The sequence below is a fragment of the Longivirga aurantiaca genome (assembly GCF_042660085.1).
GTDB lineage: Bacteria > Actinomycetota > Actinomycetes > S36-B12 > CAIYMF01 > Longivirga > Longivirga aurantiaca.
The window spans coordinates 1,385,600-1,408,579 of the sequence record NZ_JBHSTI010000008.1 but is presented as its reverse complement, the minus strand read 5'-3'; the positions used below and the strand labels follow the sequence as shown (position 1 = coordinate 1,408,579).

Below are 22,980 nucleotides of genomic sequence, written 5' to 3'. Positions count from 1 at the left end.
CTCACACCTGCACGCGGCGCTGGACGACGTCGAGGATCTCGGCGACGGCGTCGGCCACGGGTACGCCGTTCTTCTGCGACCCGTCGCGGTAGCGGAACGACACCGCGCCGGCGGCGACGTCCTCGTCGCCGGCGATGAGCATGTACGGCACCTTCTGCTTCTGCGCGTTGCGGATCTTCTTCTGCATGCGGTCGTCGCTCGTGTCGACCTCGATGCGGATGCCCGCCTTGCGGAGCTCGGCCGCAACCCCCGTCAGGTAGTCGACGTGCCCGTCGGTGATCGGGATACCCACCACCTGCACGGGGGCCAGCCACGCGGGGAAGGCCCCCGCGTAGTGCTCGAGGAGGACGGCGAAGAAGCGCTCGATCGATCCGAACAGCGCACGGTGGATCATCACCGGGCGCTGGCGCGAGCCGTCCGCTGCGGTGTACTCGAGGCCGAACCGCTCGGGCAGGTTGAAGTCGACCTGGATGGTGGACATCTGCCAGGTGCGGCCGATCGCATCGCGCGCCTGGACCGAGATCTTGGGGCCGTAGAACGCCGCGCCGCCCGGGTCGAGGACGAGCTCGAGGTTCTGCCGCTCGGCCGCCGCGCGCAGCGTCTCGGTGGCCTGCTCCCAGACGTCCTCGGTGCCGACGAACTTGACCGGGTCCTTGGTCGACAGCTCGAGGTAGAAGTCGTCGAGGCCGTAGTCGCGCAGCAGGTCGAGCACGAAGGTGAGCAGCGAGTCGAGCTCGCCGGCCATCTGCTCGGGGGTGCAGTAGATGTGCGCGTCGTCCTGGGTGAAGCCACGCGCGCGGGTGAGGCCGTGCACCACGCCGGACTTCTCGTAGCGGTAGACGGTGCCGAACTCGAAGAGCCGCAGGGGCAGCTCGCGGTACGACCGCCCCCGCGCGTCGAAGATCAGGTTGTGCATGGGGCAGTTCATGGGCTTCATGTAGTACTTCTGCCCGGCCTTCTTGAGCTCGCCGTCCGGGCCGTACTCGGCGTCGAGCTCCATGGGCGGGTACATGCCCTCGGCGTACCAGTCGAGGTGGCCCGAGATCTCGTACAGCTGCCCCTTGGTCAGGTGCGGGGTGTTGACGAACTCGTAGCCGGCCTCCTCGTGGCGCAGCCGCGAGTAGTGCTCCATCTCGCGACGGATCACGCCGCCCTTGGGGTGGAACACCGCGAGCCCGGAGCCGATCTCGTCCGGGAAGCTGAACAGATCGAGCTCGGTGCCGAGACGGCGGTGATCGCGGCGCTCGGCCTCCTCGAGGAACGCGAGGTGCGCCTTCAGCGCGTCCCGGCTCTCCCACGCGGTGCCGTAGATGCGCTGCAGCGTCGGGTTCTTCTCCGACCCGCGCCAGTAGGCCGCGGCCGAGCGCATCAGCTTGAACGCCGGGATCACGCGGGTGGTCGGCACGTGCGGGCCGCGGCACAGGTCGCACCACGCACGCTGGCCGGTCTTGCCGTCGATGTTGTCGTAGATGGTGAGCTCGGCGCCGCCGACCTCCATCACGTCGCTCATGTCGGCATCGGCCGCCGAGCCGCCCTTGAGCCCGATGAGCTCGAGCTTGAACGGCTCGTGCGCGAGCTCGGCGCGGGCCTCGTCCTCGGTCACCACGCGCCGGTGGAAGCGCTGGCCGCTCTTGATGATCTCCTGCATGCGCTTCTCGAGCGCCGCGAGGTCCTCGGGGGTGAACGGCCGCGCGACGTCGAAGTCGTAGTAGAAGCCGTCGCGGATCGGCGGGCCGATGCCGAGCTTGGCCTCGGGGAACATCTGCTGCACGGCCTGCGCGAGCACGTGCGCGGTCGAGTGCCGCAGCACCGCGCGCCCGTCCTCGGAGTCGACGGCGACGGGCTCGAGCGCCTCGCCGCCGGACACGATGTACGACAGGTCCTTGAGCTCGCCGTCGACACGGGCGACGACGACCGCGCGGTCGGTGTAGACCTCGCCGGCGGTGGTGCCCTCGGGCACCTCGCGCACCTCGTCGTTGCCGGACAGGTCGCGAACGGTGATCTGGGGCACTCGGACTCCACGTGCTCGGGGGCCGGGCCGTGACGAGGGACCTGGCCGAGGGGCCCGGCGGGTACGAGGCGCCGGGTTCTGGAGCCGTCAGCCTAGCGGCGCTGCGTACGCCGTCGCGCCTGCGATCACAGCCACCCGACGACGGGCGGGTGAACGCCCGGGGGCGTCACCTCACACCGAGGCGAACCCCACCTTGTAGAGGCCTCCGCCGTACGTCACCGCGTAGATCTCCCTGCTGTCCGACAGGCCGAACCCGGTCACGTTGCCCAGCGCGTGCGACGGCGTCCAGCCGTCCCCTGCGCGGTAGCCCCACATCTTCCCGGTGATGAAGTCGGCGAAGACATAGGTGCCGACGGCACCCGGGTACTGGACGCCGCGGTACACGAAGCCACCGGTCATCGACTCGCCCGTACGGCCCGCGGGGCAGTTGCTGCTCACGCTGGGGTGGCACACCACGATCTGCGGGAAGCGGTACGTGACGCCGGACCGGCAGCGGGATGCGTTGAAGCGCGAGCGCGCCTCCCAGCACGACCAGCCGAGGTCCGCGCCCTTCTGCGTCGCGCGCGACAGGTAGGTGACCTCCTCGTACTTGTCCTGCCCGACGTCGCCCACCCAGATAGTGCCGTTGGTGTCGAACGACCAGCGCCAGGGATTGCGGACGCCGCTCATCCACACGTGCCGCGCGTTGCGGTTCGCCGACCCGGCGTACGGGTTGTCTGCCGGCAGGCAGTAGAGCGCCGTGCTGCAGCGGACGTCGACGCGCAGGATCTTCCCCGAGAGCGAGGTCAGGTCCTGGCCGTTGGCGAACGGGTCTCCCCCGCCGCCGCCGTCACCGGTGCCGAGGTAGAGCGCGCCGTCCGGCCCGAACGCGATGTTGCCGCCGTTGTGGTTCTGGTACGTCGGGTGCGGCACGGTGAGCACGGTCCGGCGGGTCGATGCGCTCACCGAGGAGGCCGACGCCGTCGTCGCGCGGAAGCGTGCGAGCACCAGCGCGCCCGACGAGTTGGTGTAGGTCACCCACAGGTAGCGCGAGGTCGCGAAGTCGGGAGCGAACGCGAGGCCGAGCATCCCCTGCTCGCCCGAGTCGCTCACCAGCCCGCGGATGTCGAGGTACGTGCCGCCGATCCGGCCGTCCTTCACCCAGCGGATGCGCCCGGCCTTCTCCACGACGTAGAGCCGGTTGGCACCGTCCTTCGCGGAGGTGACGAGCACGGGGCTCACGAAGCCCGAGGTCGACAGCGAGGTCCGCACCCGCAGCTTCGCGGCCGGGGTCACGGCTGCCGGCACCACCGCGGCGGGCGCGGCGGCAGGCTCCGGGACCGGCGCCGCACCGGCACCGGGAGCGGTGAGCAGTGCGGCAGACGTGGCGGCCGCCGCCGCGAAGACGGCGAGCGTGCGTGCGGTGCGCGTCATGAGATGTCCCTCCCGTGCGTCCCGACGACCGTACGTCGGAACCCACGATCCCGACAGGGGCGGAACGCACGAACGGCTCCCCGAGGGGAGCCGTCTCGCATCTCACGGTGGGCGATACTGGGTTCGAACCAGTGACCTCTTCGGTGTGAACGAAGCGCGCTACCACTGCGCCAATCGCCCGTGCGGCGGCGACTCTACCAAAGCGACGGCGGTGCTCCGAACCGGCCGCCGACCCCGCCGTCAGATCCCGGGAAGCCAGCGGAGCCCGTCGAGGCTGACGCCGTACGTCACGTAGTACCACCAGGCCACCGCTGCCACGACGACGATCACGACCGACCCCAGGATCAGGTTGCGGGTGCGCTGGCGCGGATCGGTCGCCGCCTCGGCCGCCTTGCTCGCGATCCGGCGTACCGGGTGCAGCACCCGGTTGAACCAGGCGAACTCGGACGCCAGCACCACTAGCCCGAGGATGATCGCCGCCCATCCCGGCCCCGGGAACACCAGCATCACGATGCCGAGGACCATGAGCGTGCCGCCGACGACGAGGACCGTGGTGCGCCAGAACACCCGACGGGCGAGGCTGCCCCCGAACGACCAGCGGCGGATGCGGTCGAGGGGCCCGAACACGCGCCCCTCGTCGACCTCATCGGGCTCGCCCGGGCCGATGTGCGCGTGCTCGGCGGAGATGTCCGGCTCGTCCTGTGCCACGACTCACACCCTAGGCACGGGTCCTGCGCGGCGCCTCCTGCATCTGAAGGGTGTGCACGCGTCGTGCACACCCCCCGGTCAAGGAGCGTTCCACCGATGATGCCCGTCCGCGCCGACCTCGAGCTGCGACTTGTGCTCGGAGGCGACCGGTCCGCGACCGTCCCCGTCCGGCTGGGCTACCGCCCCGCCGACCCGTGGGCCGTGACGGCGGTGTTCCGGACGGCCGACGGCGACGTCACGTGGGTGTTCGGGCGCGACCTCCTCGACGAGGGCCTCGCCGGTCCCAGCGGGGAGGGCGACGTCGCGGTGTGGCCCGTGGCCACCGCCGGCGGGACGGTGCTCTACCTCTCGCTCGCGAGCCCTAACGGCAGCGCGCTGCTCGAGGCCGACCCGGTCGCGGTGCGCGAGTTCCTCGACCGCACCTACGTCCACGTGCCCGCGGGCACCGAGTCGTCCAGGTTCGACCTCGACGCCGAGCTCGCGCGCCTGGTCGACGACCTCGCCTAGAACTGCTGGCGCACGGCCCAGAGGTCCGGGAACACCGGGGTGAACAACGTGCTGCTGAGGTAGCCGACCCCGCTCGATCCGCCCGTTCCGGGCTTCGCGCCGATCGTGCGCTCGACCATCTTCACGTGGCGGTAGCGCCACTCCTGCAGGCCCTCGTCGAGGTCGATCAGTCGCTCGGCGAGCAGTGCTGCGGCGTCGTCCCCGCGGTAGACCAGGGCGAGCACGTGCTGCACGGACTCGTTCGACTCGAGCGGCAGGAACGGATCCTGCTCGAGGACCTCGGCCGGCACCGGGTGCTGGCGCATCGCGAGGAACGCGAGGTACGACCCCCACACGCTCGGTCGGCTGGTGGCGGCGCGCACCCGGTCCCAGATCGGGTCGCCCGGAACGGCGTTGGTGAGCAGCCGGGGGTCGCGGCGTCCGAGCACCGCCTCGAGCTCGCGGAACTGCGCCGACTGGAAGCCCGACGACGACTCGAGGCGGGCGCGGAACGAGTTGAACTGCAGCGGGGTCATGGTCTCGAGGACGTCGACCTGCGACACGAGCGTCTTCAGGATCTTCAGCACGCGTCCGAGCAGCGCCATGGCGCCGTACGCGTCGCCCTCGGCGAGGGCCCCCTGCACGCCGCCCGCCCCGGGCGCCGCCTCGTCGCCGCGCAGCTCGTGCAGCACCTGCTTGAACCACAGCTCGTAGACCTGGTGGATCGTGATGAAGAGCAGCTCGTCGTGCTCGGCGAGCTGGCCGTCCTGCTCGCTGCGCGGGTTCTGCAGCGACAGCAGCCCGGGCACCTCCAGGTAGGAGGCGTAGGTGACGGCTGAGGCGGCGGGATCGGGGGCGTCGGTCACGTCGAGCACCCTAGGCGCGCCGCCGCCGCCGACGCAGCCCCTGCACCGCCCTCTGCGAGAATCGGCCCATGCCCGCAGTGAGCCTCTCCGAGGTCGACTCCCCCAGCCCTCGCCGCGACGACGACGGCGCCGTCGTCCTCGACTGGTGGGTCGACCTCTGCTGCCCGGACGTCCTGGAGTCCGCCGAGCTGCTCGACGAGCTGCGCGACGAGCTCGGCGACCGGCTCGTCGTGCGGCTGCGCCACCTCCCGCTCGTGAGCCACGTGTGGGCCGTCGCCGCCGCGCAGTGCCAGGTCGAGGCGGCCGCACAGGGCCGCGGCGAGGAGTTCGCCGCGCACGCCATCGCCCAGATGGAGACCCTCGAGGGGCCGGGCGACTACGTCGAGCTCGCCGAGCATCTCGGGCTGGACTCGGACGAGGTGGCGCTCGCGCTCTTCGACGGACGGCACGCCGCCGCCGTGAAGGCCGAGCACGACGAGGGCCGTGCCCTCGGCGTCACCGGCACCCCGACGTTCGTCGTCGACGGCCTCCTGGTCGACGCGGGCGACACCCTCGTCGGCGCCAAGGACGCCGTGCTCACTCGCGTGCGCCGCGCGCTGGCGTAGCGCTCAGCGCTCCGACAGCCGCAGCCGCATCCGCTGCTGCTCGGGAAGGAATCCGACCTTGCGGTACAGCGCCTCGGCGGAGTCGTTGCCCGCCCAGACCGTGAGCCGCACGGCGTCGGCACCCGCCTCCGCGGCTCGCTGCGCGGCGTAGGCGAGGAGCCCCTCGGCGAAGCCGCGCTGCCGGAACCGCTCGAAGACCTCGAGGTCGTAGATGTAGAGCGTGCGCTCCTCGTGGTCGGCGTCGAACCCCGTGAGCGCCCAGCCGATCACGCCCACCCACTGCTCGGTCCCGTCGATGTCGGCGTAGCCCGCGACGTAGGTCGTGCCGCCCTCGTCCAGGCTGGAGTAGTCCGCGACGGCCTTGCGCAGCGCCCGCTCGGCATCGAGCGCACCGGCGCGCACGAGGTCGTCGGCGAACCCCTGCTGGCTGTGCGGCAGGTACGCCGCCGCCTGCTCGGCGGTGAGCGGTGCGAACCGCATGCTCACGGGTCGACGTCCAGCGCGGCGCGCCGTGCGAACTCGGCGGCCACGTCGAGAGTGACAGGCCCGACGGCGACCTCGTGGTCGTCCACGCGGTCGACCGGGTGCACGTCGCGTGTGCTCGAGGTGATGAAGACCTCGTCGGCGGTGAACAGGATCTCGTAGGGCAGGTCGGCCTCGCGGACGGGTGCCACGGCCGGCGCCCACTCGAGGACGAGCTCGCGGGTGATGCCTGCCAGGGCTCCGCAGCGCAGGTGCGGGGTGAGCACCTCGCCGTCCACCACCACGAAGACGTTGCTGCCCGTGCCCTCGCAGAGGCGGCCCTGGGTGTCGGCGACGACGGCCTCGGACGCCCCGCGCCGGTGCGCCTCGGCCAGGGCCACTGCGTTCTCGGCGTACGACGTGGTCTTCAGGCCTGCCACGGCCGAGCGCTCGTTGCGCACCCACGGCACGGTCGCGAGCGACGAGGTGGCGGGCCAGGCCCTGGCCGGCACGCAGGTGACGACGAGGGTGGGGTCGACGCTGCCGCGGTCGCTGCCGAGCGGCCCGATGCCGGAGGTCACGGTGATGCGCAGCCGCGCGAACGCGGCGCTGTCGCCTGCGTCCTGCACCACGGCGGCGACGGCCTCGCGGACGCGGTCCGGGCCGGGACCCGCGAAGCCGAGGCCGGCCAGCGAGCGCTCGAGGCGGGCGAGGTGGCGGGTGAGGGCGAACGGCACGCCGTCGCGCACCAGCAGGGTCTCGAACACGCCGTCGCCCACGGTGAGGCCGTGGTCGAGCACGCTCACCTGCGCCTGCGCGGGGAGGACCAGGCGGTCGTCGACCCAGAACCGGTTCCCGAGGGTGCTCACGGTCGACCAGCCTCCCACGACCCGGCCGCGACGCCGAGCAGCGTCTCCGCCTTCAGCTCGGTCTCGTCCCATTCCCGCGCCGGGTCGCTCCCCCACGTGATGCCCGCGCCGGTGCCGAACCGCAGCAGGTCGCCGTCGCGCCAGAACGTGCGTATCGCGACGGCGAGCTCGGCGGTGCCGGCGTCGGCGTCCACCCAGCCGACCGCGCCGCAGTAGGGGCCGCGGGACGTGCGCTCGACCTCGGCGATGATCCGCAGGGCCGACGACTTCGGAGCACCGGTGACCGAGCCCGGCGGGAAGGTGGCGCCGAGCAGCTGCGGCCACGTGGTGCCCTCGCGCAGCTCGCCGCGCACGGTCGACACGAGGTGCACGAGGCCCGGGTGCTGCTCGAGCACCAGCAGGTGGGGCACCGTCACGCTGCCGGTCCTCGAGACGGCCCCCAGGTCGTTGCGCACGAGGTCGACGATCATCACGTTCTCGGCCGAGTCCTTGGGCTCCAGGTCGTCCGCGGTCCGGCCCGTGCCCTTGATGGGGCCGCTCTCGACGACGTCGCCGTCCCTCCGCAGGAACAGCTCGGGGGACGCCGTCGCCACGTGCAGGCCCAGCTCGGGCAGCCGGAGGAAGCCGCCGTAGGGCGACGGGTTGCCGGCGCGGAGCAGCGCGGCGAGGCCGGCGACGTCGGCGCGCGCCGGGTCCGGGAGCGGCGCGGACAGCACGCGGCACACGTTGGCCTGGTACACGTCGCCCGCGGCGATCCGCGACCGCACCTCCTGCACCGCCGCGACGTACTCGGCGCGCGAGGCCGACGAGCACCACGAGTCGCGCGACGGCCCGGCCCAGTCGCCCTCGGGTGCGTCTGCCACGGAGACGTCGGCGAACCGCGCCAGCACCGGCGCACCGTCGTACGGGAGCACGACGGCCCACCACCCGCCGCGGTCGAGCACGGCAGGGTCGTGGCTCACCTCGAGCAGACCCGTGCCGAGCCGTCCGCCGAGGTGGGCGCAGGGCTCGTGCGGGGCGACGGCCGGGGTCACGCGCGGGCGGCGAGCCCCGCCGCGGCCTCGAGGACGCAGAGCGCGGCAAGGCGCACGGTGCGGCCGTCCGGCGCGTCCGCGGTCGCATCCACCTCGGTGATGTCCAGCGACGAGACACGGGGGTCGAGCGCGAGGAGGAACGCGGCGCGGCGCAGCTCGTGCGCGGAGATCCCGCCCGGCACCGACGCCGGGCAGCCGGGCGCCACCGACCTGTCGCACACGTCCACGTCGAGGTCGACATGGATCGGGCCGCCCGCAGCTCCTGCGATCGCCAGAGCCCCCGCGACGGCGGCGCCGATCCCGCGGTCGGCGACGTCGTCGCGACCGATCACCGTGATGCCGGCGTCGCGGGCGCGCTCGGAGTAGGTGCGCGAGTTGGCGAAGTCCGAGATACCGATCTGCACCACCCGCGACCCGTCGAGCCCCGCATCGAGCAGCCGCCGCACCGGCGAGCCGTTGCTCTCGCCGTCGCGCAGGTCGTGGTGCGCGTCGAGCGTGACGAGCCCGGCCGTCGGCAGCGCCGTCCCCCAGGCGCCGAGCGCCGCGGCGTACGTGACCGAGTTGTCGCCTCCGAGCGCGACCACGAGCCGGGCGCGGGACGCCGCGTCCGCCATCGCGGCCCGCACGCGCTCCTCGCCCTCGCGTCCGTCCGGCTCCTCGACGTCGCCGAGGTCCGCCACCACGAGCGCGTCGAGGTCGAGGCCGTGGGCATGCGTGGAGTAGCGCAGCAGCGCGTCGCGCACTGCGGCCGGGGTGGCGCCCGCACCTGTCGGCGACAGCGACGTGCGGAACGCCGGGATCCCGAGCAGCGCAAGGTCGAGTGAGGCGTCGGAGTCGTGGTCCGCGCTCTCGCGGCGCAACCACGACCCTGCCCGCGGCCACGACGGGTCGTAGGGCAGACCGGGTGCGAAGGGGTCGACGGCGGTCACGGCGGCCATCATGGCGGGTCGCCGCGCCGTCGAGCCCGCTTTGGAGAGTCCGACGGCGATGGGTTATGGTTTCGTCCCGCAGCACGGGGGACATTTCCCCGGTCTGCAAGGCGGACGTAGCGCAGTTGGTAGCGCATCACCTTGCCAAGGTGAGGGTCGCGGGTTCGAGTCCCGTCGTCCGCTCGGAAGACCTCGATGAGGTCTGCTCGGTGGAGTGGCCGAGAGGCGAGGCAACGGCCTGCAAAGCCGTGTACACGGGTTCAAATCCCGTCTCCACCTCGGTCACCACCGGGGGCACCACCCCCACGGGCGATTGGCGCAGGGGCTAGCGCGCTTCCTTGACACGGAAGAGGTCACAGGTTCGATTCCTGTATCGCCCACGCATGACGAAGGCCCCGGCTCACGCCGGGGCCTTCTGCGTTCCCGTCACCGTCCGCTGACCACCCGTACTGACCATGGACCTGTCACCGCGTGCAGGCGTATCCAGGGACCACAGGGGGGCCACCCGAGCACCGAAGGACGTGGTGCACGTGTACGGCAGCGTGATGATCGGCCGGCTGGCCGTCCCCTTCGCCGACGTCGAGGCGATCACCCGGGCCTGGGAGGCCGAACGCGGCAGCGCGATCACCGGGTACGACGGGCAGTCCGTGCTCCTGGGCGCGGACGGTGTGACGGTCGTCGCTGCGATCCGCTTCACCGACCGGGCGAGCTACGAGGCCCTGGGCGACGACCCCGAGCAGGACGTCTGGTGGTCCACGCGCATGGCTCCGTGCTTCGAGGGCGACGTGCGGTGGATCGACGGCGAGTGGACGCGGTGAACGACCCGATGGGGAGGCAGCCATGCGCAGGTATGCGAGCGGGATGACCGGGCCGGTGCACGTGCCGTTCGAGGAGACCGCACTGCTGTGGGAGATGGCGGGCGAGACGGCGTTCTCCGACCCGGAGGTGGTGCCGGGCTACTCCGGCTCCGGCCATGACTGGATCGACCTCGCCGAGATCGACCTGCGTCGCGAGGCACCGGACGTGCCCCGGCGGATCACGCCGGACGTCCTGGGCCTCGAGGCGGGCCACTTCTTGGGATGACACCCGCCCGGGCTGGCGCCCGGCAGCGTGATCGTCAGGCGTGTCGCACGCCGCGCTCTGTTGGGAGCCGCACAACCTACGGTAACGTAACCGAAAGGTGCCGGCCCGATCCCAGGAGTGCGCATGAGCCCGACCACCCTCCCCCGCGTCATCCAGGGCGGCATGGGGGTGGCCGTCTCGTCCTGGCACCTCGCCCGCACGGTGGCGTCCGCGGGCGGGCTGGGCGTGGTGAGCGGAACCGGTCTCGACATCGTGCTGGCCCGACGCCTGCAGGACGGCGACCCCGACGGCGACGTACGCCGCGCCCTCGCCGCGTTCCCCGTCCCGGAGATCGCCGACGAGATCCTCGAGCGCTACTTCGTCGAGGGCGGCAAGGCACCGGAGGCGCCGTACCTGCCGACGTCGCGCCCGTCCCTGAGCCCCTCGGTGCGCGCCGACCGGCTCATCGTGGCGGCCAACTTCGTCGAGGTGTGGCTCGCCCGCGAGGGCCACACGGGCACCGTCGGCATCAACTACCTCGAGAAGATCCAGATGACGACGCCCGCCTCGGCGTACGGCGCCATGCTCGCCGGAGTCGACGCCGTGCTCATGGGCGCCGGGATCCCGGCCCACATCCCCGCGATGCTCACCACGCTCGCGCAGCACGGCACGACGGCTCTTCCGGTGGACGTCGCCGACGCGGGCGACGAGAAGTTCGTCATCGCCTTCGACCCGGTCGCCACGCTGGGCGTCACCCTCGCGCCCCTGGCCCGGCCGACCTTCCTCGCCATCGTCTCGAGCCACGTGCTGGCGGCCTACCTCGCCCGCGACGAGGTGACCAGGCCGGACGGCTTCGTGATCGAGGCGCCGACAGCTGGCGGCCACAATGCTCCCCCGCGCGGCAAGCTCGTCGTCGACGACCTGGGGCAGCCCGTCTACGGGCCGCGCGACGAGGCCAACCTGACCGCGATGGTCGACCTCGGACTCCCGTTCTGGCTCGCAGGCTCGTTCGGGACTCCGGAGCGGCTCCGCGAGGCGCTGGAGCTCGGCGCCGCCGGCATCCAGGTGGGCACTCTGTTCGCGCTCTCGCTCGACTCCGGCTTCCGGGACGACCTGCGCGACGCACTGCTGAAGTCGATCGCCGACGACACGCTCGTGGTGCGCACCGACGCCCTCGCGTCGCCGACGGGGTTCCCCTTCAAGGTCGTGCAGATGGAAGGCACGCTCTCCGACACCGCGCTGCACCACGCTCGAACGACGGTCTGCGACCTCGGGCACCTGCGCCAGCCCTTCCGCAAGGCCGACGGCGACATCGACTACCGCTGCGCGTCGGAGCCCGCCGCGATCTTCGTGCGCAAGGGCGGCGAGGCCGGGGCCACCGACGGCAGGGTGTGCCTCTGCAACGCCCTGTGCGCCAGCGTCGGTCTGCCGCAGGTCCGCAAGGGCGGCGAGCCCGAGCTGCCGCTCATCACTCTCGGGGACGACCTGGTGGGCGCACGCGTCCTGCTCGCGTCCCACCCGGGCGGCTGGACCGCGGACACCGCCGTCCGCTGGCTCCAGGGCGAGCCCGCCTGACCGGGCCGGGACACGGCATCGCACTAGGGTCGTGACCCATGAGCGCGACTGACGTCCCCGCCTTCTCCATCGACGACCCCGCCACCGTCGCCGACCCGTATCCCGCGTTCGCGCAGATGCGCGCGGCGGGCCGCCCGGTCTGGAACGACGGCCTCGGCATGTGGCTCGCGTTCCGCCACGCGGACGCCAACGCCGTGCTGCGCGACCGTTCGCTCGGCCGGGTCTGGCGGGCGCGGGTGCCCGAGGACGCGTGGGAGACCTTCAACTGGCTGCACGCCGACGCGCTGCTCGAGAACGAGCCGCCCAAGCACACCCGTCTGCGCCGCCTGGTCGCCGCCGCCTTCGCCCGCGGCAACATCGACGCCCGCCGCCCGCGCATCCAGGAGCTGTGCGCCGACCTCCTCGACGGCTGCGCCTCGAAGCTGGCAGAGACCGGCTCCTTCGACGCCATCGCCGACTACGCCGAGCCGCTGCCCGTCCTCGTCATCGCCGATCTCCTCGGCGTGCCCGACGACGAGATCGGCCCGTTGCGCCCGTGGTCGCAGGCGATCGTGAAGATGTACGAGTACGACCGCACCCCCGAGGACGACCGCCTCGCCGAGGTGGCCTGCCGCGAGTTCGCGGCATACGTCGCGGAGCTCGTCGAGCGTCGACGCGTGGAGCCGGGCGACGACCTCGTCACGCACCTGGCCCAGGTCGAGGCCGAGGGCGAGCGCCTCACCGCGCACGAGCTGGCCGCCACCGTCGTCCTGCTGCTCAACGCCGGGCACGAGGCCACCGTCAACGGGTTCGGCAACGGCCTCGTCGCGCTCATGGACCATCGCGACCAGTGGGACCGCGTCGTCGCCGACCCGTGGGGCCTCGCCGCCACGGCGGTCGAGGAGATGCTCCGCTACGACACGCCGTCGGCGCTGTTCGAGCGCACGGCGCTCGCCGACGTCGAGATCGGCGGGGCGACGATCCGCGAGGGGCAGAGGATCGCCGCACTGCTCGGCTCGGCGAACCGCGACCCCGAGGTGTTCAGCGACGCCGACTCGTTCGACGTCGGCCGCGACCCCAACCCGCACATCGCGTTCGGTGCCGGGATCCACTTCTGCCTCGGCGGCCCGCTCGCGCGCCTCGAGATGCAGCAGTCGCTGCCGATGCTGGCCGAGCGGTTCCCATCGCTCGAGCTGACGGGCACCCCGGTGAAGCGCAGCACCTTCGTGCTGCGCGGCTACGACACGGTGACCGTCACCGCCTGAGGCGCCGCCCGAGAACGGGCTCGCACGTCCGGTGACCGGTTTGGCAGGATCGTCGTATGCAGCCGGTGAACCCCGAGCACGAGCCGTTCCATCGCGATGCCGATGCGCTCGAGGCCGGGCTGGACGACGTCCGCCTCTCCCCCGCCGACGTCGGGCCGCTCGAGCTCATCGTGACGCGTCCTGTCGTGGGTGAGCGCACGCTCCACGACGAGGCCGAGGTCGACACCGCGGTCGGCATCGTCGGCGACACCTGGATCGAGCGCGGCAGCCGGCGCACCGCGGACGGCTCCGCCGACCCCCAGGCGCAGGTCACCGTGATGAACATCCGGGCCGCCCGGCTGGTGGCCGGCACCGAGGACCGCGTGCCGCTCGCCGGCGACCAGCTCTACGTCGACCTCGACCTGAGCGCCGAGAACCTCCCGGCGGGCACGCTGCTCGAGATCGGGGACGCCGCCCTCGAGGTCACCGACGCGCCGCACACCGGGTGCGCGAAGTTCTCCGAGCGGTTCGGCGTCGAGGCCCTCCGGGCGACCGCCGCACCGGACGGGAAGCAGCTACGGCTTCGCGGGATCAACACGGCTGTCGTCCGGCCCGGGGTCATCCGCCGCGGCGACACCGTGCGCGTCGTCCGGCCGTAGCAGCCTGCGCAGGCTCTGGGCGAAGGTCGGGAAGCTCGACAGCTCGCGCCACTCGTCGATCACCCGGTTGACCAGGGCCCCGAGCAGCACGACGTACGACGTGACGTACGCCCAGAGCATCACCGCGATCGGCGCGCCGACGATGCCGTAGAGGGAGCCGCGCGTGAAGCTGTAGGTGAGGTACACGCGGAGCCCGATCGACCCCAGCACCCAGCCGGCGACGGCGACGAGCGCGCCCGGCAGGGCACGGCGCAGCGGACGCCTCGGCACCAGCGAGAAGTGGTACAGCGCGGCGAACAGGATGCTCGTGGCACCGAGGAAGCCGACCCAGAACAGCCAGAGCCCCGAGGTGCCGAGCCAGCGCGAGAACAGGTCCGGGCCGGCCAGCATCAGGATCGTCACCGGGATCAGCACGAGCAGCGACGCGGCGTAGAGCAGCAGCGCGCGAGCACGGGTCCGGACGTAGCCGGCGTACTTGTCGCCCGACACGATCACCACGGCCTGGACCGCCGTCGCCACCAGTCGCGACCCCGACCACAGCGCGATCACGAACGAGACGAGCGAGAGACCGGTCGAGCCGTACTGGAACATCTCGGCGACGAGAGGCTCGATGAACTCGTCGACGACCTCGGGCGTCAGCACCTTGGACGCCGTGTCCAGGATCAGCTGCTGCGCCTGGGCCAGGAGGTCGAAGCCGAACTGCGACTGCACCCACGCGAGGCCGGCCACCGCGCCGAGCAGCACCCACGGCAGCGCGAAGATCCCCCAGAAGGACATCTCGGCGGCGAGGCCGGTGAAGCGGGTCGACACCATCACGCGGGCGCCGATCGCGACCGACTCCGTGAGGGTGGCCGCTCCGCGGCGCTGCGCAGGGGTCCAGCCGGCCGAGGCCGAGTCCACGCGCGACCAGAACGACGCCGACGCGCTGGAGCGCCGGCTCTGCTCGGGCTCGGGGCCGGGCTCGGTCACGGCACCACCGTAGGGCCGGGCTGGCCTCTCGTGCGGAGCCCGGTGTCGCGCGTCGTCAGTCGGCCGCCGCCAGCAGGCGCTTCTGCTCGGCGACGTCGAAGTCGGCCGGTGGGTAGCGCGGGCTCATCTCGCGCAGCGCGTGCACGAGGAGGTTGGCCACGACCCAGTCGCGGTACCACTTGCGGTCGCCCGGCACGACGTACCACGGGGCGCTGTCGGTGCTGCACTTGGTGAGCGCGTCCTGGTACGCCGCCTGGTAGTCCTCCCAGAACGCCCGCTCGGTGAGGTCGCCCGCGTTGTACTTCCAGTGCTTGGTCGGGTCGGCCAGCCGCTCGCCGAGCCGCTCCTTCTGCTCGTCCTTGGAGATGTGCAGCATCATCTTGATGAGGTGGGTTCCGGCGTCGACGACGCGGCGCTCGAACTCGTTGATCTTGTCGTAGCGCCCCGACCACTCGGTCTCCGGCACGAGGTCGTGGACGCGGACGACGAGGACGTCCTCGTACTGCGAGCGGTTGAAGACGGCCACCTCCCCGGGGCTCGGCAGCTGCTTGTCGATACGCCACAGGAAGTCGTGGTTGAGCTCCTCGGGCGTCGGCTTCTTGAACGACGTGATCCGTACACCGGCCGGGTTCATGGCCCCGACCACCCGGCGCACGGTCCCGTCCTTGCCCGAGGTGTCCATGCCCTGCAGCAGCAGGAGCAGCGAGCGCTGACCACCACCGACGCCCTCGGCATACAGCTGCTCCTGGAGCCCGGCCAGCTCGGCCACGATCCCGGCGGTCGCCGCCTCGGTCTCGGCCCGGTCGCCGGGCGCCGTGGCGGGGTCGCCCGTCGACCGGTCGGCGAGCAGGTCGCCCGGACGGAACGTGACGGCATCGACCACGTCGCTCGCGGCCACACCTCGGACCTTCGGGTTGCCCATCTCTCGCCCTCCGCTGCTGGCAGGATGCCGCCATGGAACCGAGCGGCATCATCTCCGGAATCTTCGTCGGGCTCATCATCGGGGGTCTGGCCCGCCTGGTGATCCGGAACAACGAACCCACCGGCTGCCTGCTCACGATGCTGATCGGCCTCGTGGGTGCGGCGATCGGCGCGGCGATCGGCAACTCCCAGGGCTGGGGCTTCTGGGCAGTCCTCGTGCTGCAGGTCTTCATCGCCGCCGTGATCGTCGCCCTCTTCACGTTCCTCGCGCGCCCGAAGAGCTGACCCGTCCGCCGCCCCCGGTGGTCCGCGGGGGGTGCGAGGATCGACGCGTGCGCATGCTCCTGCCCCACGCGGCCGACGACGTGACCGACGCCGACCTCGATGCCGCCTACGCCTGGCCCGGCTGGCCGGCTCCCCAGCGGTGGCTGCGGGCGAACATGGTCTCGACGGTCGACGGCGCGGCCCGCGGGCCCGAGGGGCTCTCCGGCGCCATCAGCAGCGAGGCCGACAAGCGGGTCTTCGGACGGCTCCGCGGTCTCGCGGACGTCGTCCTTGCCGGTGCCGGAACCGTCCGCGCCGAGGGCTACCGGCCCGCCCGGGAGAAGCCGTCGTTCGCCGAGCGACGTCGTGACGCCGGCCAGGCACCCGCGCCGGTCATCGCGGTCGTGAGCGGGTCGCTCCACCTCGACCTGTCGTCCGAGCTCTTCAGCACGCCGGGATCACGACCGGTCGTGATCACCCGCGCGTCGTCCGACCCCGACCTGCGCCGCCGGGTCTCCGAGGTCGCCGACGTCCTCGTCGCGGGCGACGACACCGTCGACCTGCGCACGGCAGTCGACCAGTTGAACGAGCGGGGTCTCGTCCGGATCCACGCCGAGGGCGGTCCCTCGCTCCTCGGCGACCTCGCCGCCGCTGACCTGCTGGACGAGCTCCTGCTCACCGTGTCGCCGGTGCTCGCCGGTGGCTCCTACGCCGACGGCCCGGAGATACCGCGCATCCTCGCCGGGGCGCCGCTTCCCGACGCCCCGCGCCCGCTCTCCCTCGTGCACGTGCTCGATGACCATGGCACGTTGTTCTTCAGGTACACGTCCGGCTGATCGAGGGCAGGATGGGGCGATGCGCCTGCCCGTGATGCCCCCCGTGAGACCGATGCTGGCCAAGCCGGTCACCGGTGGCGTGCCGCTGCCCGACTCGGTCGCCGGCGGGCTCGTCTACGAACCCAAGTGGGACGGCTTCCGCTGCATCGTCTTCAAGGACGGCGACGAGGTAGAGCTCGGCAGCCGCAACGAGAAGCCCATGACGCGCTACTTCCCCGAGCTGGTCGAGGCGCTGCGCGCGGCCCTGCCCGAGCGCTGCGTCGTGGACGGCGAGATCGTCGTGGTGACCGGCGACCGGCTCGACTTCGGCACGCTGCAGTCCCGCATCCATCCCGCCGACAGCCGCGTGCAGATGCTCGCGCGCGAGGTGCCCGCGTCGTTCGTGGCCTTCGACCTGCTCGCGTTCGGCGACGACGACCTCAGGGGCGAGCCCTTCGGCGTACGCCGCGCGGCGCTCGAGTCTGCGCTCGCAGGAGCCGGCGGCAGCGTCCATCTCACGCGCATCAGCGCGGACGCCGACGAGGGCCGGCGCTGGTTCGAGGTGTTCGAGGGCGCCGGCCTCGACGGCATCATCTGCAAGCCGCTCGCCTCGACGTACCAGCCCGACAAGCGCGTGATGCTCAAGGTGAAGCACGCGCGCACAGCCGACTGCGTCGTCGCAGGCTGGCGGCCGCACAAGCAGGCGGGCGCCGGGGGCCAGGAGATCGTCGGCTCGCTGATGCTCGGTCTCTTCGACGAGGACGGCTCGTTGCAGTCGGTGGGGGTCTCTGCCACCTTCACCATGGCTCGACGTGCCGAGCTGATCGACGAGCTCGCGCCGTACGCGCTGGGCGACGGCGACGTGCACCCGTGGGCGGCGTGGCGCGACGCCGCGGCGCACGAGGGCCAGCGGCTCCCGGGCGCGGTCTCGCGCTGGAGCTCGGGCAAGGAGCTCGACTGGCGGCCGCTGCGTCCCGAGCTCGTGGTGGAGGTGGGGTACGACGCGATGGAGGGCGACCGGTTCCGGCACACCACGCAGTTCAAGCGCTGGCGCCCCGACCGGACCCCGGAGTCGTGCACCTACGAGCAGCTCGACCGTCCCGTGCGGTACGACCTCGCCGACGTGCTTGCGCGCTGAGGGCGTCAGCCGCGGATGTTCTTGCCCTTCATCATGCGGATCCCCACGACGACGAGGACGACGACCAGCACGACGAAGGTGACGATGAGCATGGTGACCATGCGCGAAGCCTAGCCGCTCTCACGCCGTGGGCCGGACAGGTGCCGGGCGCGGCACGAGGCCTACTCGGGCGGGCCGCCTGATCCACCAGGTCGGCGGCCCGTCCGGGATCTCGACCGGATGCACGTCGGTGAAGCCACGCCCGGCGTAGAAGTCCTTGTTGCCCGGCTTGGACGTCTCCAGCCACGCGTCCCACCCCTCGGCATCGGCGTTGGCCAGGCCCGGCGCCAGCACGGCGGTCGCGAGCCCGCGGCCCTGGTGGTCGGGGTGCGTCGCGAGCACGCCGAGGTACCAGAACGGTGCCGACGGCTTGAGCGTCTTGATGGCGGCGTCGTAGGCCTCGACGCGATCGACCACGTCACGGCCCGCCGCGGCCACGAAGTCGTGCCAGAGGTCGTCCATGCCCGTGAGGGGGACGCCGTCCACGCGGTCCCACATCGACACCGCAGCACCGTCGTCCGCGATCCACACGGTGCCCCGGCGCGCACGGCCGACATACAGCAGGGTGGCGAACGCGCGGGCGGCGACGTCGTTGCCCGGTCCGCACATGTAGTCCCACGCGGGGTCGCCGACGAAGGCCAGCGCCACGGTCTCGACGACCGCGTCGAGGTCGGCCATGGTCCCTACCCGCACCGTCGTCATGCCGTCACGCTAGTGCGTGCCGCGCCGGTGTCAGTGCTTGATGCGCCGGGCGAGGACCAGCGCGTCGGCGGCTACCGCGGTGGCCGCCCCGACCGCGATGCCCGTGGCCACGACCGCCATGAAAGGGGCCGTGAGCAGGGCGGCACCGACGTACGTCGTCTTCATAGGCGCGGAGATGCCCACACCCCGGTGCGCCCAAACCTCCACCGACGCGCGTCGTGCGCGACGGTCAGGCGCGGCGACGGGCGGCGGCGACCAGCATCACGCCCACCGCGAGCAGCGCGAGCGCAACGGACAGCTCGAGGAGCACGTTCACGCCCGTGTCGGTGAGACCGCCGTTGCCGCCGTTGCCACCGGTACCTCCCGAGCCGCCGGAGCCACCGGAGCCACCGGATCCGCCGCCGCCACCACCGCCCGGCTCCTCCACCGCGACCACGGCCACCTCGGCGTCGTCCGCGTTGTTGCCGGGCGCCGGGTCCGCCGTCGTCGAGCCGACGCGGGCCTCGTTGACCACGGCGCCCTCCTGACGCGGCGCCTGCACGGTCACGGTGATCGAGGGCACCGTCTCGGCGTTCGCGATCGTGGGCCGCGTGCAGGTCACGCTCACGTCGGTGTCGTTGCTGCACGTCCAGCCGGCCCCGGAGGCGGAGACGAACGTGACGCCCGCGGGGAGCGTGTCGACCACGACGACATCGGCAGCGGAGTCCGGACCGGCGTTCGCGACCTGCAGGGTCCAGCTGAGCGCCTCGCCGGTGCCCACCTCGGCCGGGCCGGTCTTCACGAGCGACAGATCGGCGGAGGCGCCCACGACCGTGGTGGCGCTCGCGCTGTTGTTGCCGAGGTCGGCGTCGTCGGTGGACGTCTGCACCTCGACGTCGTTCACGAGCGTCGCCGCGCCGACGGGCGCCGTCACCACCACGGTGACGGTGGCCGTGCCACCCGCTGGCAGCGTCGCCGGGCCGCAGGTCACCGTGACGTCGCCCGCGTTGGTGCACGACAGGTCGCCGTCCGCGGAGACGAAGGTGACGCCGGAGGGCAGCGTGTCGGTGAGGACGACGTCCTGCGCCGCGCTCGGGCCGGCGTTCGCGACAACGAGCGTGTACGTCACCGTGCCACCGGAGGCGACGGCTGCGGGCCCGCCCTTGACCACCGACACGTCGGCGGACGCGGTGACGACGGTGCCCGCCGAGTCGCTGTTGTCGCCCGTGTCCGGGTCGTCGGTGGCGCTGGAGACGGTGACGTCGTTGGTAAGCGTCGCGGGGTCCGCGGGCGCGCTCACGACGACGGTGATGACGTCGCTCGCACCAGGGGCCAGCGACGGTGCGGTGCACGTGACGGACGTGTCGGCGTCGTTCGTGCACGTCCAGGCCGCTCCCGCGGCGACAGACTCGAACGTCGTACCCGGGGGCAGCGTGTCGACGACCTCCACATCGGTCGCGGTCGACGGCCCGGCGTTGGCGACCGTGACGGTGTAGGACACGGTGCCGCCGGCGACGGCCGTGGCCGGGCCGGTCTTGACCACGGAGAGGTCGGCCGACGGTGTCACGTCGGTGTCGGCGGACGAGGTGTTGTCGGACGGGTCCGGATCCGGCGTGGTGCTCGACACCTCGGCGTCGTTGGTGAGCGTGGCGGCCTCGGTCGGGGCCGTGACGACGACCGTGATCGTCGAGCTGTCGCCGCTCGCGAGGCTCGGGATGGTGCAGGTGACCGTGCCGTCGCCGTTGTCGGTGCAGGTCCAGCCCGGGCCGTCGGCCGAGGTGAGGACGACGCCGGCGGGGAGCGCGTCGGTGACCTCGACAGCGGTGGCGGTGCTCGGGCCGCTGTTCGCCACCGCGAGCCCGTACGTCACGGTGCCGCCCGCCGTGACGGTTGCCGGGCCCGTCTTGACGATGGCCAGGTCGGCAGACGCCGTGACCGTCGTGCCGACGGAGTCGGTGTTGTCGGACGGATCGAGGTCGGGGGTGGTGCTGGTCACCTCGGCGCCGTTGGTGAGCGACGCGGCCTCGAGCGGCCCGTCGACCACGACGGTGATGACGGCCGATCCGCCCGATGCGAGCGTCGGCCGCGTGCACGTGACGGACACGTCCCCGAGCGACGAGCAGGTCCAGCCCGGAGGGGCGGAGTAGGAGGAGAGCGTCGTACCCGTCGGGAGCGTGTCGGTGACCGAGACGTCGACGGCGGTGGAGGGCCCGGCGTTGGCGGCGGTGAGGCTGTACGCGATCTGCATACCGGCCACGGCGGTCGCGGGGCCGGTCTTGGCGACCGAGAGGTCCGCGGACGCCGTCACCGCGGTATCGGCCGAGGCGGTGTTGTCGGACGGATCGGGATCCGGCGTCGAGCTCGAGACCTCGGCCAGGTTGGTCAGGGACGCCGCCTCGGCGGGACCCGTCACCACGACGGTGATCACCGCCGACGCACCGGAGGCGAGGCTCGCACGGGCGCAGGTCACCGAGACGTCGCCGGCCGGCGTGCACGTCCACCCGGCGGGTGCGCTCGACGACACGAAGGTGGTGCCCGCCGGCAGCGAGTCCACCACCTGCACCGCAGCCGCTGCGGATGGGCCGGCGTTCGCGACGGTCAGCGTGTACGAGATGTCGTCGCCCGCCACCGCCGACGACGCACCGGACTTGGTGATCGACAGGTCGGCGCACTCGGCGCCGCCGCTCACGCCCGGGATGGACGATGGCGCCACTGTCCCGGTCTGGCCAGCCGCCCCCGGGAGGGAGCCGAACGCGAGGTTGCCGGTCGTCGTGAGCCCGTTGACGCCGCCGCTGACCGACGACGCCGTCGGAGCGGACGACGTGAGGATCCAGCCGCCTCCGCCGCCGCCACCAGGGCCGTGCGCGCTCGCAGCGCCGGCCTGCGTGCGCCACGCGTCGCCGCCACGACCGCCGTTGGCCGACAGTGTCGCTCCCGCGAGGGAGCCCGACGGCGAGGTCAGGACGATCGAGCCACCGGCACCGCCGCCGCCACCGCCGTCGTTGGGCGTGCTGTTGCCTGCTGACGCCCCGTTCGCAGTGATCGATCCGGCACCGGCCACGGCGCCCGCGCGGATCAGCACGATGCCGCCGCCCGCTGCTCCGTTGGAGTTGGGCGCCGTGAAGTTGTTGCCCGTCCCCGCACCGCCGCCGCCGCCGAGGAACGCCACGGTCGAGGACCCGGGGAGCGCGACGCCGCCGTACCCGCCGGCGGCAACCGCGGACGACCAGGCGTTCCCGCCGAGACCGCCGGCGCCGCCGTTGCCGCCACCTCCACCACCGGTGTTCTGGTCGTTGGCCGAAGGCCGGCCGTCGGTGCCGCCGCCACCGCCGTTGCCCGGGGCCCCGCGGTCGACGTCGCCGCCCGGGTAGCCGTTCGTCGCGGTCGTCTGGCTCGGGGTGCCGGCGATGCCCTCGCCCTTGGTTCCGCCGTTGCCCGCCGACGACGAGCGCACGACGTCGGTGTTGGCCCCCGCGCCGCCGCTGCGCTGGATCCCGACTCCGCCGCGGAAGCCGAGGCCGTCAACGCGCGACGTCCCGTTGAGGGTCAGGGTCGACGCGGTGTCGAGCGCCAGGACACCGCCGACGGAGCCGTTCCACGCGGCAGCGGTGAGGCTGGAGCTCGTCGTGGCGGTGGTGAACTGCGGCACCCGCACCACCTGGAACGTCCTCTGGCCCGCGGTCGCCGTCGCCGCAGCCGTGGCGTAGGCGTTGATGAGGCCGCCCCCGGCACCGAGGCCCGCGATGCCTACCGCCCCCGCCGAGACGGCCGAGGTCGCGCGCACGTACTCGTACGAGCCGCTGCCGCCGAGCGCCGTGTAGCCGGACGCCGGTGCACCGGCGACGCCGTCGCCGTACGCGTCCGTGTTGGTGCTGGTGATCGAGGCGCCCTGCATCTGGATCACCAGCAGCATGTCGCCGGCCGCGATGGGCGTGGCCGCTCCCGAGCGCGCGCCGACGCTGATGCTCGTCGCACCCGCGGCCGCGGCACCCACCCCCGGGTAGTAGCTGTTGACCACGCCCGTGAGCGTGCCGCCCGCGCCGCTGCCGCCCGGGGTCGCGCAGAGGCCTGCCGCCGATGCCGGCGAGCCCAGCCCGAGCACCAGGACGGACGCGGCCACCAACGCGGCCGTCGTCGCCGACACGGCCTTCCTGATCCCCCGCCGAACCTTCCCGAACCCCCGTCGAACGGCAACCTGCGCTCGACCCGACACCATGCCCACCCTCCTGAGTGCGGCGAGCCTAGGGTCGT

Annotated in this window: 23 protein-coding genes and 4 tRNA genes; 13 read left to right on the top strand and 14 right to left on the bottom strand. The window is 72.7% G+C overall.

The features are described 5' to 3' along the window. Position 1 precedes the first annotated feature (1 nt). The 4 genes from thrS to ACFQGU_RS10515 all read right to left on the bottom strand — a co-directional run bounded on the left by thrS (position 2) and on the right by ACFQGU_RS10515 (position 4,132). Positions 2-2,011, bottom strand: coding sequence for a threonine--tRNA ligase (gene thrS / locus ACFQGU_RS10530; RefSeq protein ID WP_386766418.1), 2,010 nt, complete (start codon positions 2,009-2,011; stop codon positions 2-4). Positions 2,012-2,182: 171 nt separating this feature from the next. Next, positions 2,183-3,424: a PQQ-dependent sugar dehydrogenase gene (locus ACFQGU_RS10525; protein ID WP_386766416.1), complete on the bottom strand. Its 1,242-nt coding sequence runs from the start codon at positions 3,422-3,424 to the stop codon at positions 2,183-2,185. A 108-nt stretch (positions 3,425-3,532) separates the two neighbouring features. Continuing rightward, a tRNA-Val gene (locus ACFQGU_RS10520) sits at positions 3,533-3,604 on the bottom strand. 60 nt (positions 3,605-3,664) lie between these two features. Continuing rightward, positions 3,665-4,132 carry a PGPGW domain-containing protein gene (locus ACFQGU_RS10515; protein WP_386766414.1) on the bottom strand — a complete coding sequence of 156 codons (468 nt, stop codon included), beginning with the start codon at positions 4,130-4,132 and terminating at the stop codon, positions 3,665-3,667. A gap of 96 nt (positions 4,133-4,228) precedes the next feature. Between ACFQGU_RS10515 and ACFQGU_RS10510 the strand changes: the two genes are divergently transcribed. Beyond that, a complete protein-coding gene (locus tag ACFQGU_RS10510; RefSeq protein WP_386766412.1) occupies positions 4,229-4,639 on the top strand; it encodes an SsgA family sporulation/cell division regulator in 411 nt (136 codons plus the stop codon). On the opposite strand, the gene ACFQGU_RS10505 is transcribed toward ACFQGU_RS10510, so the two are convergent. After that, positions 4,636-5,484 (bottom strand): tryptophan 2,3-dioxygenase, encoded by an 849-nt coding sequence (locus ACFQGU_RS10505; RefSeq protein WP_386766410.1) that lies wholly within the window; start codon positions 5,482-5,484, stop codon positions 4,636-4,638. The two genes, ACFQGU_RS10510 and ACFQGU_RS10505, sit on opposite strands and share 4 nt — an antisense overlap. A 68-nt stretch (positions 5,485-5,552) precedes the next feature. On the opposite strand from ACFQGU_RS10505, the gene ACFQGU_RS10500 reads away from it, so the two are divergent. Beyond that, on the top strand, positions 5,553-6,089 hold the full coding sequence (locus ACFQGU_RS10500; RefSeq protein ID WP_386766408.1) for a DsbA family protein: 537 nt from the start codon (positions 5,553-5,555) through the stop codon (positions 6,087-6,089). 3 nt (positions 6,090-6,092) lie between these two features. Here ACFQGU_RS10500 and ACFQGU_RS10495 read toward each other — a convergent pair whose 3' ends face one another. Genes ACFQGU_RS10495 through ACFQGU_RS10480 form a run of 4 tightly spaced genes read right to left on the bottom strand, consistent with a single transcriptional unit; the run spans position 6,093 to position 9,383 of the window. Beyond that, entirely contained in the window at positions 6,093-6,569 is a 477-nt protein-coding gene (locus ACFQGU_RS10495; protein ID WP_386768233.1) for a GNAT family N-acetyltransferase, read from the bottom strand. A gap of 2 nt (positions 6,570-6,571) precedes the next feature. Further along, positions 6,572-7,420, bottom strand: coding sequence for an aminotransferase class IV (locus ACFQGU_RS10490; RefSeq protein ID WP_386766406.1), 849 nt, complete (start codon positions 7,418-7,420; stop codon positions 6,572-6,574). Further along, the gene (locus ACFQGU_RS10485; RefSeq protein ID WP_386766404.1) at positions 7,417-8,454 is read right to left on the bottom strand and encodes an anthranilate synthase component I family protein; all 1,038 of its coding nucleotides are present in this window, start codon (positions 8,452-8,454) and stop codon (positions 7,417-7,419) included. Before ACFQGU_RS10485 ends, ACFQGU_RS10490 begins: the two co-directional genes overlap by 4 nt. Then, entirely contained in the window at positions 8,451-9,383 is a 933-nt protein-coding gene (locus ACFQGU_RS10480) for an arginase family protein (protein ID WP_386766402.1), read from the bottom strand. The genes ACFQGU_RS10485 and ACFQGU_RS10480 overlap by 4 nt, the downstream gene beginning before the upstream one ends. 110 nt (positions 9,384-9,493) lie before the next feature. On the opposite strand from ACFQGU_RS10480, the gene ACFQGU_RS10475 reads away from it, so the two are divergent. The 8 genes from ACFQGU_RS10475 to ACFQGU_RS10440 all read left to right on the top strand — a co-directional run bounded on the left by ACFQGU_RS10475 (position 9,494) and on the right by ACFQGU_RS10440 (position 13,902). Further along, positions 9,494-9,566: transfer RNA gene (locus ACFQGU_RS10475), tRNA-Gly, on the top strand. A gap of 25 nt (positions 9,567-9,591) precedes the next feature. Then, positions 9,592-9,662: transfer RNA gene (locus tag ACFQGU_RS10470), tRNA-Cys, on the top strand. Positions 9,663-9,690: 28 nt separating this feature from the next. After that, a tRNA-Val gene (locus ACFQGU_RS10465) sits at positions 9,691-9,763 on the top strand. Positions 9,764-9,913: 150 nt separating this feature from the next. Continuing rightward, on the top strand, positions 9,914-10,201 hold the full coding sequence (locus tag ACFQGU_RS10460) for a hypothetical protein (RefSeq protein ID WP_386766400.1): 288 nt from the start codon (positions 9,914-9,916) through the stop codon (positions 10,199-10,201). A 22-nt stretch (positions 10,202-10,223) separates the two neighbouring features. Then, the gene (locus ACFQGU_RS10455) at positions 10,224-10,466 is read left to right on the top strand and encodes a hypothetical protein (RefSeq protein ID WP_386766398.1); all 243 of its coding nucleotides are present in this window, start codon (positions 10,224-10,226) and stop codon (positions 10,464-10,466) included. A gap of 123 nt (positions 10,467-10,589) precedes the next feature. Beyond that, positions 10,590-12,020 carry a nitronate monooxygenase gene (locus ACFQGU_RS10450; protein ID WP_386766396.1) on the top strand — a complete coding sequence of 477 codons (1,431 nt, stop codon included), beginning with the start codon at positions 10,590-10,592 and terminating at the stop codon, positions 12,018-12,020. Between the two features lie 38 nt (positions 12,021-12,058). Then, a complete protein-coding gene (locus ACFQGU_RS10445) occupies positions 12,059-13,264 on the top strand; it encodes a cytochrome P450 (RefSeq protein WP_386766393.1) in 1,206 nt (401 codons plus the stop codon). Positions 13,265-13,320: 56 nt separating this feature from the next. Beyond that, the gene (locus tag ACFQGU_RS10440) at positions 13,321-13,902 is read left to right on the top strand and encodes an MOSC domain-containing protein (RefSeq protein ID WP_386766391.1); all 582 of its coding nucleotides are present in this window, start codon (positions 13,321-13,323) and stop codon (positions 13,900-13,902) included. Here the strand turns inward: ACFQGU_RS10440 and ACFQGU_RS10435 are convergent. Beyond that, positions 13,819-14,871, bottom strand: coding sequence for a YihY/virulence factor BrkB family protein (locus ACFQGU_RS10435; RefSeq protein WP_386766389.1), 1,053 nt, complete (start codon positions 14,869-14,871; stop codon positions 13,819-13,821). The two genes, ACFQGU_RS10440 and ACFQGU_RS10435, sit on opposite strands and share 84 nt — an antisense overlap. 55 nt (positions 14,872-14,926) lie before the next feature. Then, on the bottom strand, positions 14,927-15,793 hold the full coding sequence (locus ACFQGU_RS10430) for a PPK2 family polyphosphate kinase (protein WP_386766387.1): 867 nt from the start codon (positions 15,791-15,793) through the stop codon (positions 14,927-14,929). Between the two features lie 32 nt (positions 15,794-15,825). On the opposite strand from ACFQGU_RS10430, the gene ACFQGU_RS10425 reads away from it, so the two are divergent. Genes ACFQGU_RS10425 through ACFQGU_RS10415 form a run of 3 tightly spaced genes read left to right on the top strand, consistent with a single transcriptional unit; the run spans position 15,826 to position 18,009 of the window. Continuing rightward, positions 15,826-16,077: a GlsB/YeaQ/YmgE family stress response membrane protein gene (locus tag ACFQGU_RS10425; protein WP_386766385.1), complete on the top strand. Its 252-nt coding sequence runs from the start codon at positions 15,826-15,828 to the stop codon at positions 16,075-16,077. A gap of 53 nt (positions 16,078-16,130) precedes the next feature. Further along, positions 16,131-16,892 (top strand): dihydrofolate reductase family protein, encoded by a 762-nt coding sequence (locus ACFQGU_RS10420; protein WP_386768231.1) that lies wholly within the window; start codon positions 16,131-16,133, stop codon positions 16,890-16,892. Between the two features lie 19 nt (positions 16,893-16,911). Next, the gene (locus tag ACFQGU_RS10415) at positions 16,912-18,009 is read left to right on the top strand and encodes an ATP-dependent DNA ligase (protein ID WP_386766383.1); all 1,098 of its coding nucleotides are present in this window, start codon (positions 16,912-16,914) and stop codon (positions 18,007-18,009) included. A 120-nt stretch (positions 18,010-18,129) separates the two neighbouring features. Here the strand turns inward: ACFQGU_RS10415 and ACFQGU_RS10410 are convergent, their stop codons facing one another. The 3 genes from ACFQGU_RS10410 to ACFQGU_RS10400 form a co-directional block, all read right to left on the bottom strand. Further along, on the bottom strand, positions 18,130-18,750 hold the full coding sequence (locus tag ACFQGU_RS10410; protein ID WP_386766381.1) for a GNAT family N-acetyltransferase: 621 nt from the start codon (positions 18,748-18,750) through the stop codon (positions 18,130-18,132). Positions 18,751-18,780: 30 nt separating this feature from the next. Further along, a complete protein-coding gene (locus ACFQGU_RS10405; RefSeq protein WP_386766379.1) occupies positions 18,781-18,915 on the bottom strand; it encodes a hypothetical protein in 135 nt (44 codons plus the stop codon). Positions 18,916-18,979: 64 nt separating this feature from the next. Further along, positions 18,980-22,873, bottom strand: coding sequence for a COG1361 S-layer family protein (locus tag ACFQGU_RS10400; RefSeq protein WP_386766377.1), 3,894 nt, complete (start codon positions 22,871-22,873; stop codon positions 18,980-18,982). Positions 22,874-22,980: the final 107 nt, after the last annotated feature.

Bases quoted from the DNA above. Each gene is read 5' to 3' on its own strand.
- ACFQGU_RS10410 (WP_386766381.1), bottom strand. From the start codon at position 18,750: ATGACGACGGTGCGGGTAGGGACCATGGCCGACCTCGACGCGGTCGTC.
- ACFQGU_RS10450 (WP_386766396.1), top strand. From the start codon at position 10,590: ATGAGCCCGACCACCCTCCCCCGCGTCATCCAGGGCGGCATGGGGGTG.
- ACFQGU_RS10420 (WP_386768231.1), top strand. From the start codon at position 16,131: ATGCTCCTGCCCCACGCGGCCGACGACGTGACCGACGCCGACCTCGAT.
- ACFQGU_RS10440 (WP_386766391.1), top strand. From the start codon at position 13,321: ATGCAGCCGGTGAACCCCGAGCACGAGCCGTTCCATCGCGATGCCGAT.
- ACFQGU_RS10405 (WP_386766379.1), bottom strand. From the start codon at position 18,915: ATGAAGACGACGTACGTCGGTGCCGCCCTGCTCACGGCCCCTTTCATG.
- ACFQGU_RS10500 (WP_386766408.1), top strand. From the start codon at position 5,553: ATGCCCGCAGTGAGCCTCTCCGAGGTCGACTCCCCCAGCCCTCGCCGC.
- ACFQGU_RS10430 (WP_386766387.1), bottom strand. From the start codon at position 15,793: ATGGGCAACCCGAAGGTCCGAGGTGTGGCCGCGAGCGACGTGGTCGAT.
- ACFQGU_RS10415 (WP_386766383.1), top strand. From the start codon at position 16,912: ATGCGCCTGCCCGTGATGCCCCCCGTGAGACCGATGCTGGCCAAGCCG.
- ACFQGU_RS10455 (WP_386766398.1), top strand. From the start codon at position 10,224: ATGCGCAGGTATGCGAGCGGGATGACCGGGCCGGTGCACGTGCCGTTC.
- ACFQGU_RS10510 (WP_386766412.1), top strand. From the start codon at position 4,229: ATGATGCCCGTCCGCGCCGACCTCGAGCTGCGACTTGTGCTCGGAGGC.
- ACFQGU_RS10445 (WP_386766393.1), top strand. From the start codon at position 12,059: ATGAGCGCGACTGACGTCCCCGCCTTCTCCATCGACGACCCCGCCACC.
- ACFQGU_RS10525 (WP_386766416.1), bottom strand. From the start codon at position 3,424: ATGACGCGCACCGCACGCACGCTCGCCGTCTTCGCGGCGGCGGCCGCC.
- ACFQGU_RS10425 (WP_386766385.1), top strand. From the start codon at position 15,826: ATGGAACCGAGCGGCATCATCTCCGGAATCTTCGTCGGGCTCATCATC.
- ACFQGU_RS10495 (WP_386768233.1), bottom strand. From the start codon at position 6,569: ATGCGGTTCGCACCGCTCACCGCCGAGCAGGCGGCGGCGTACCTGCCG.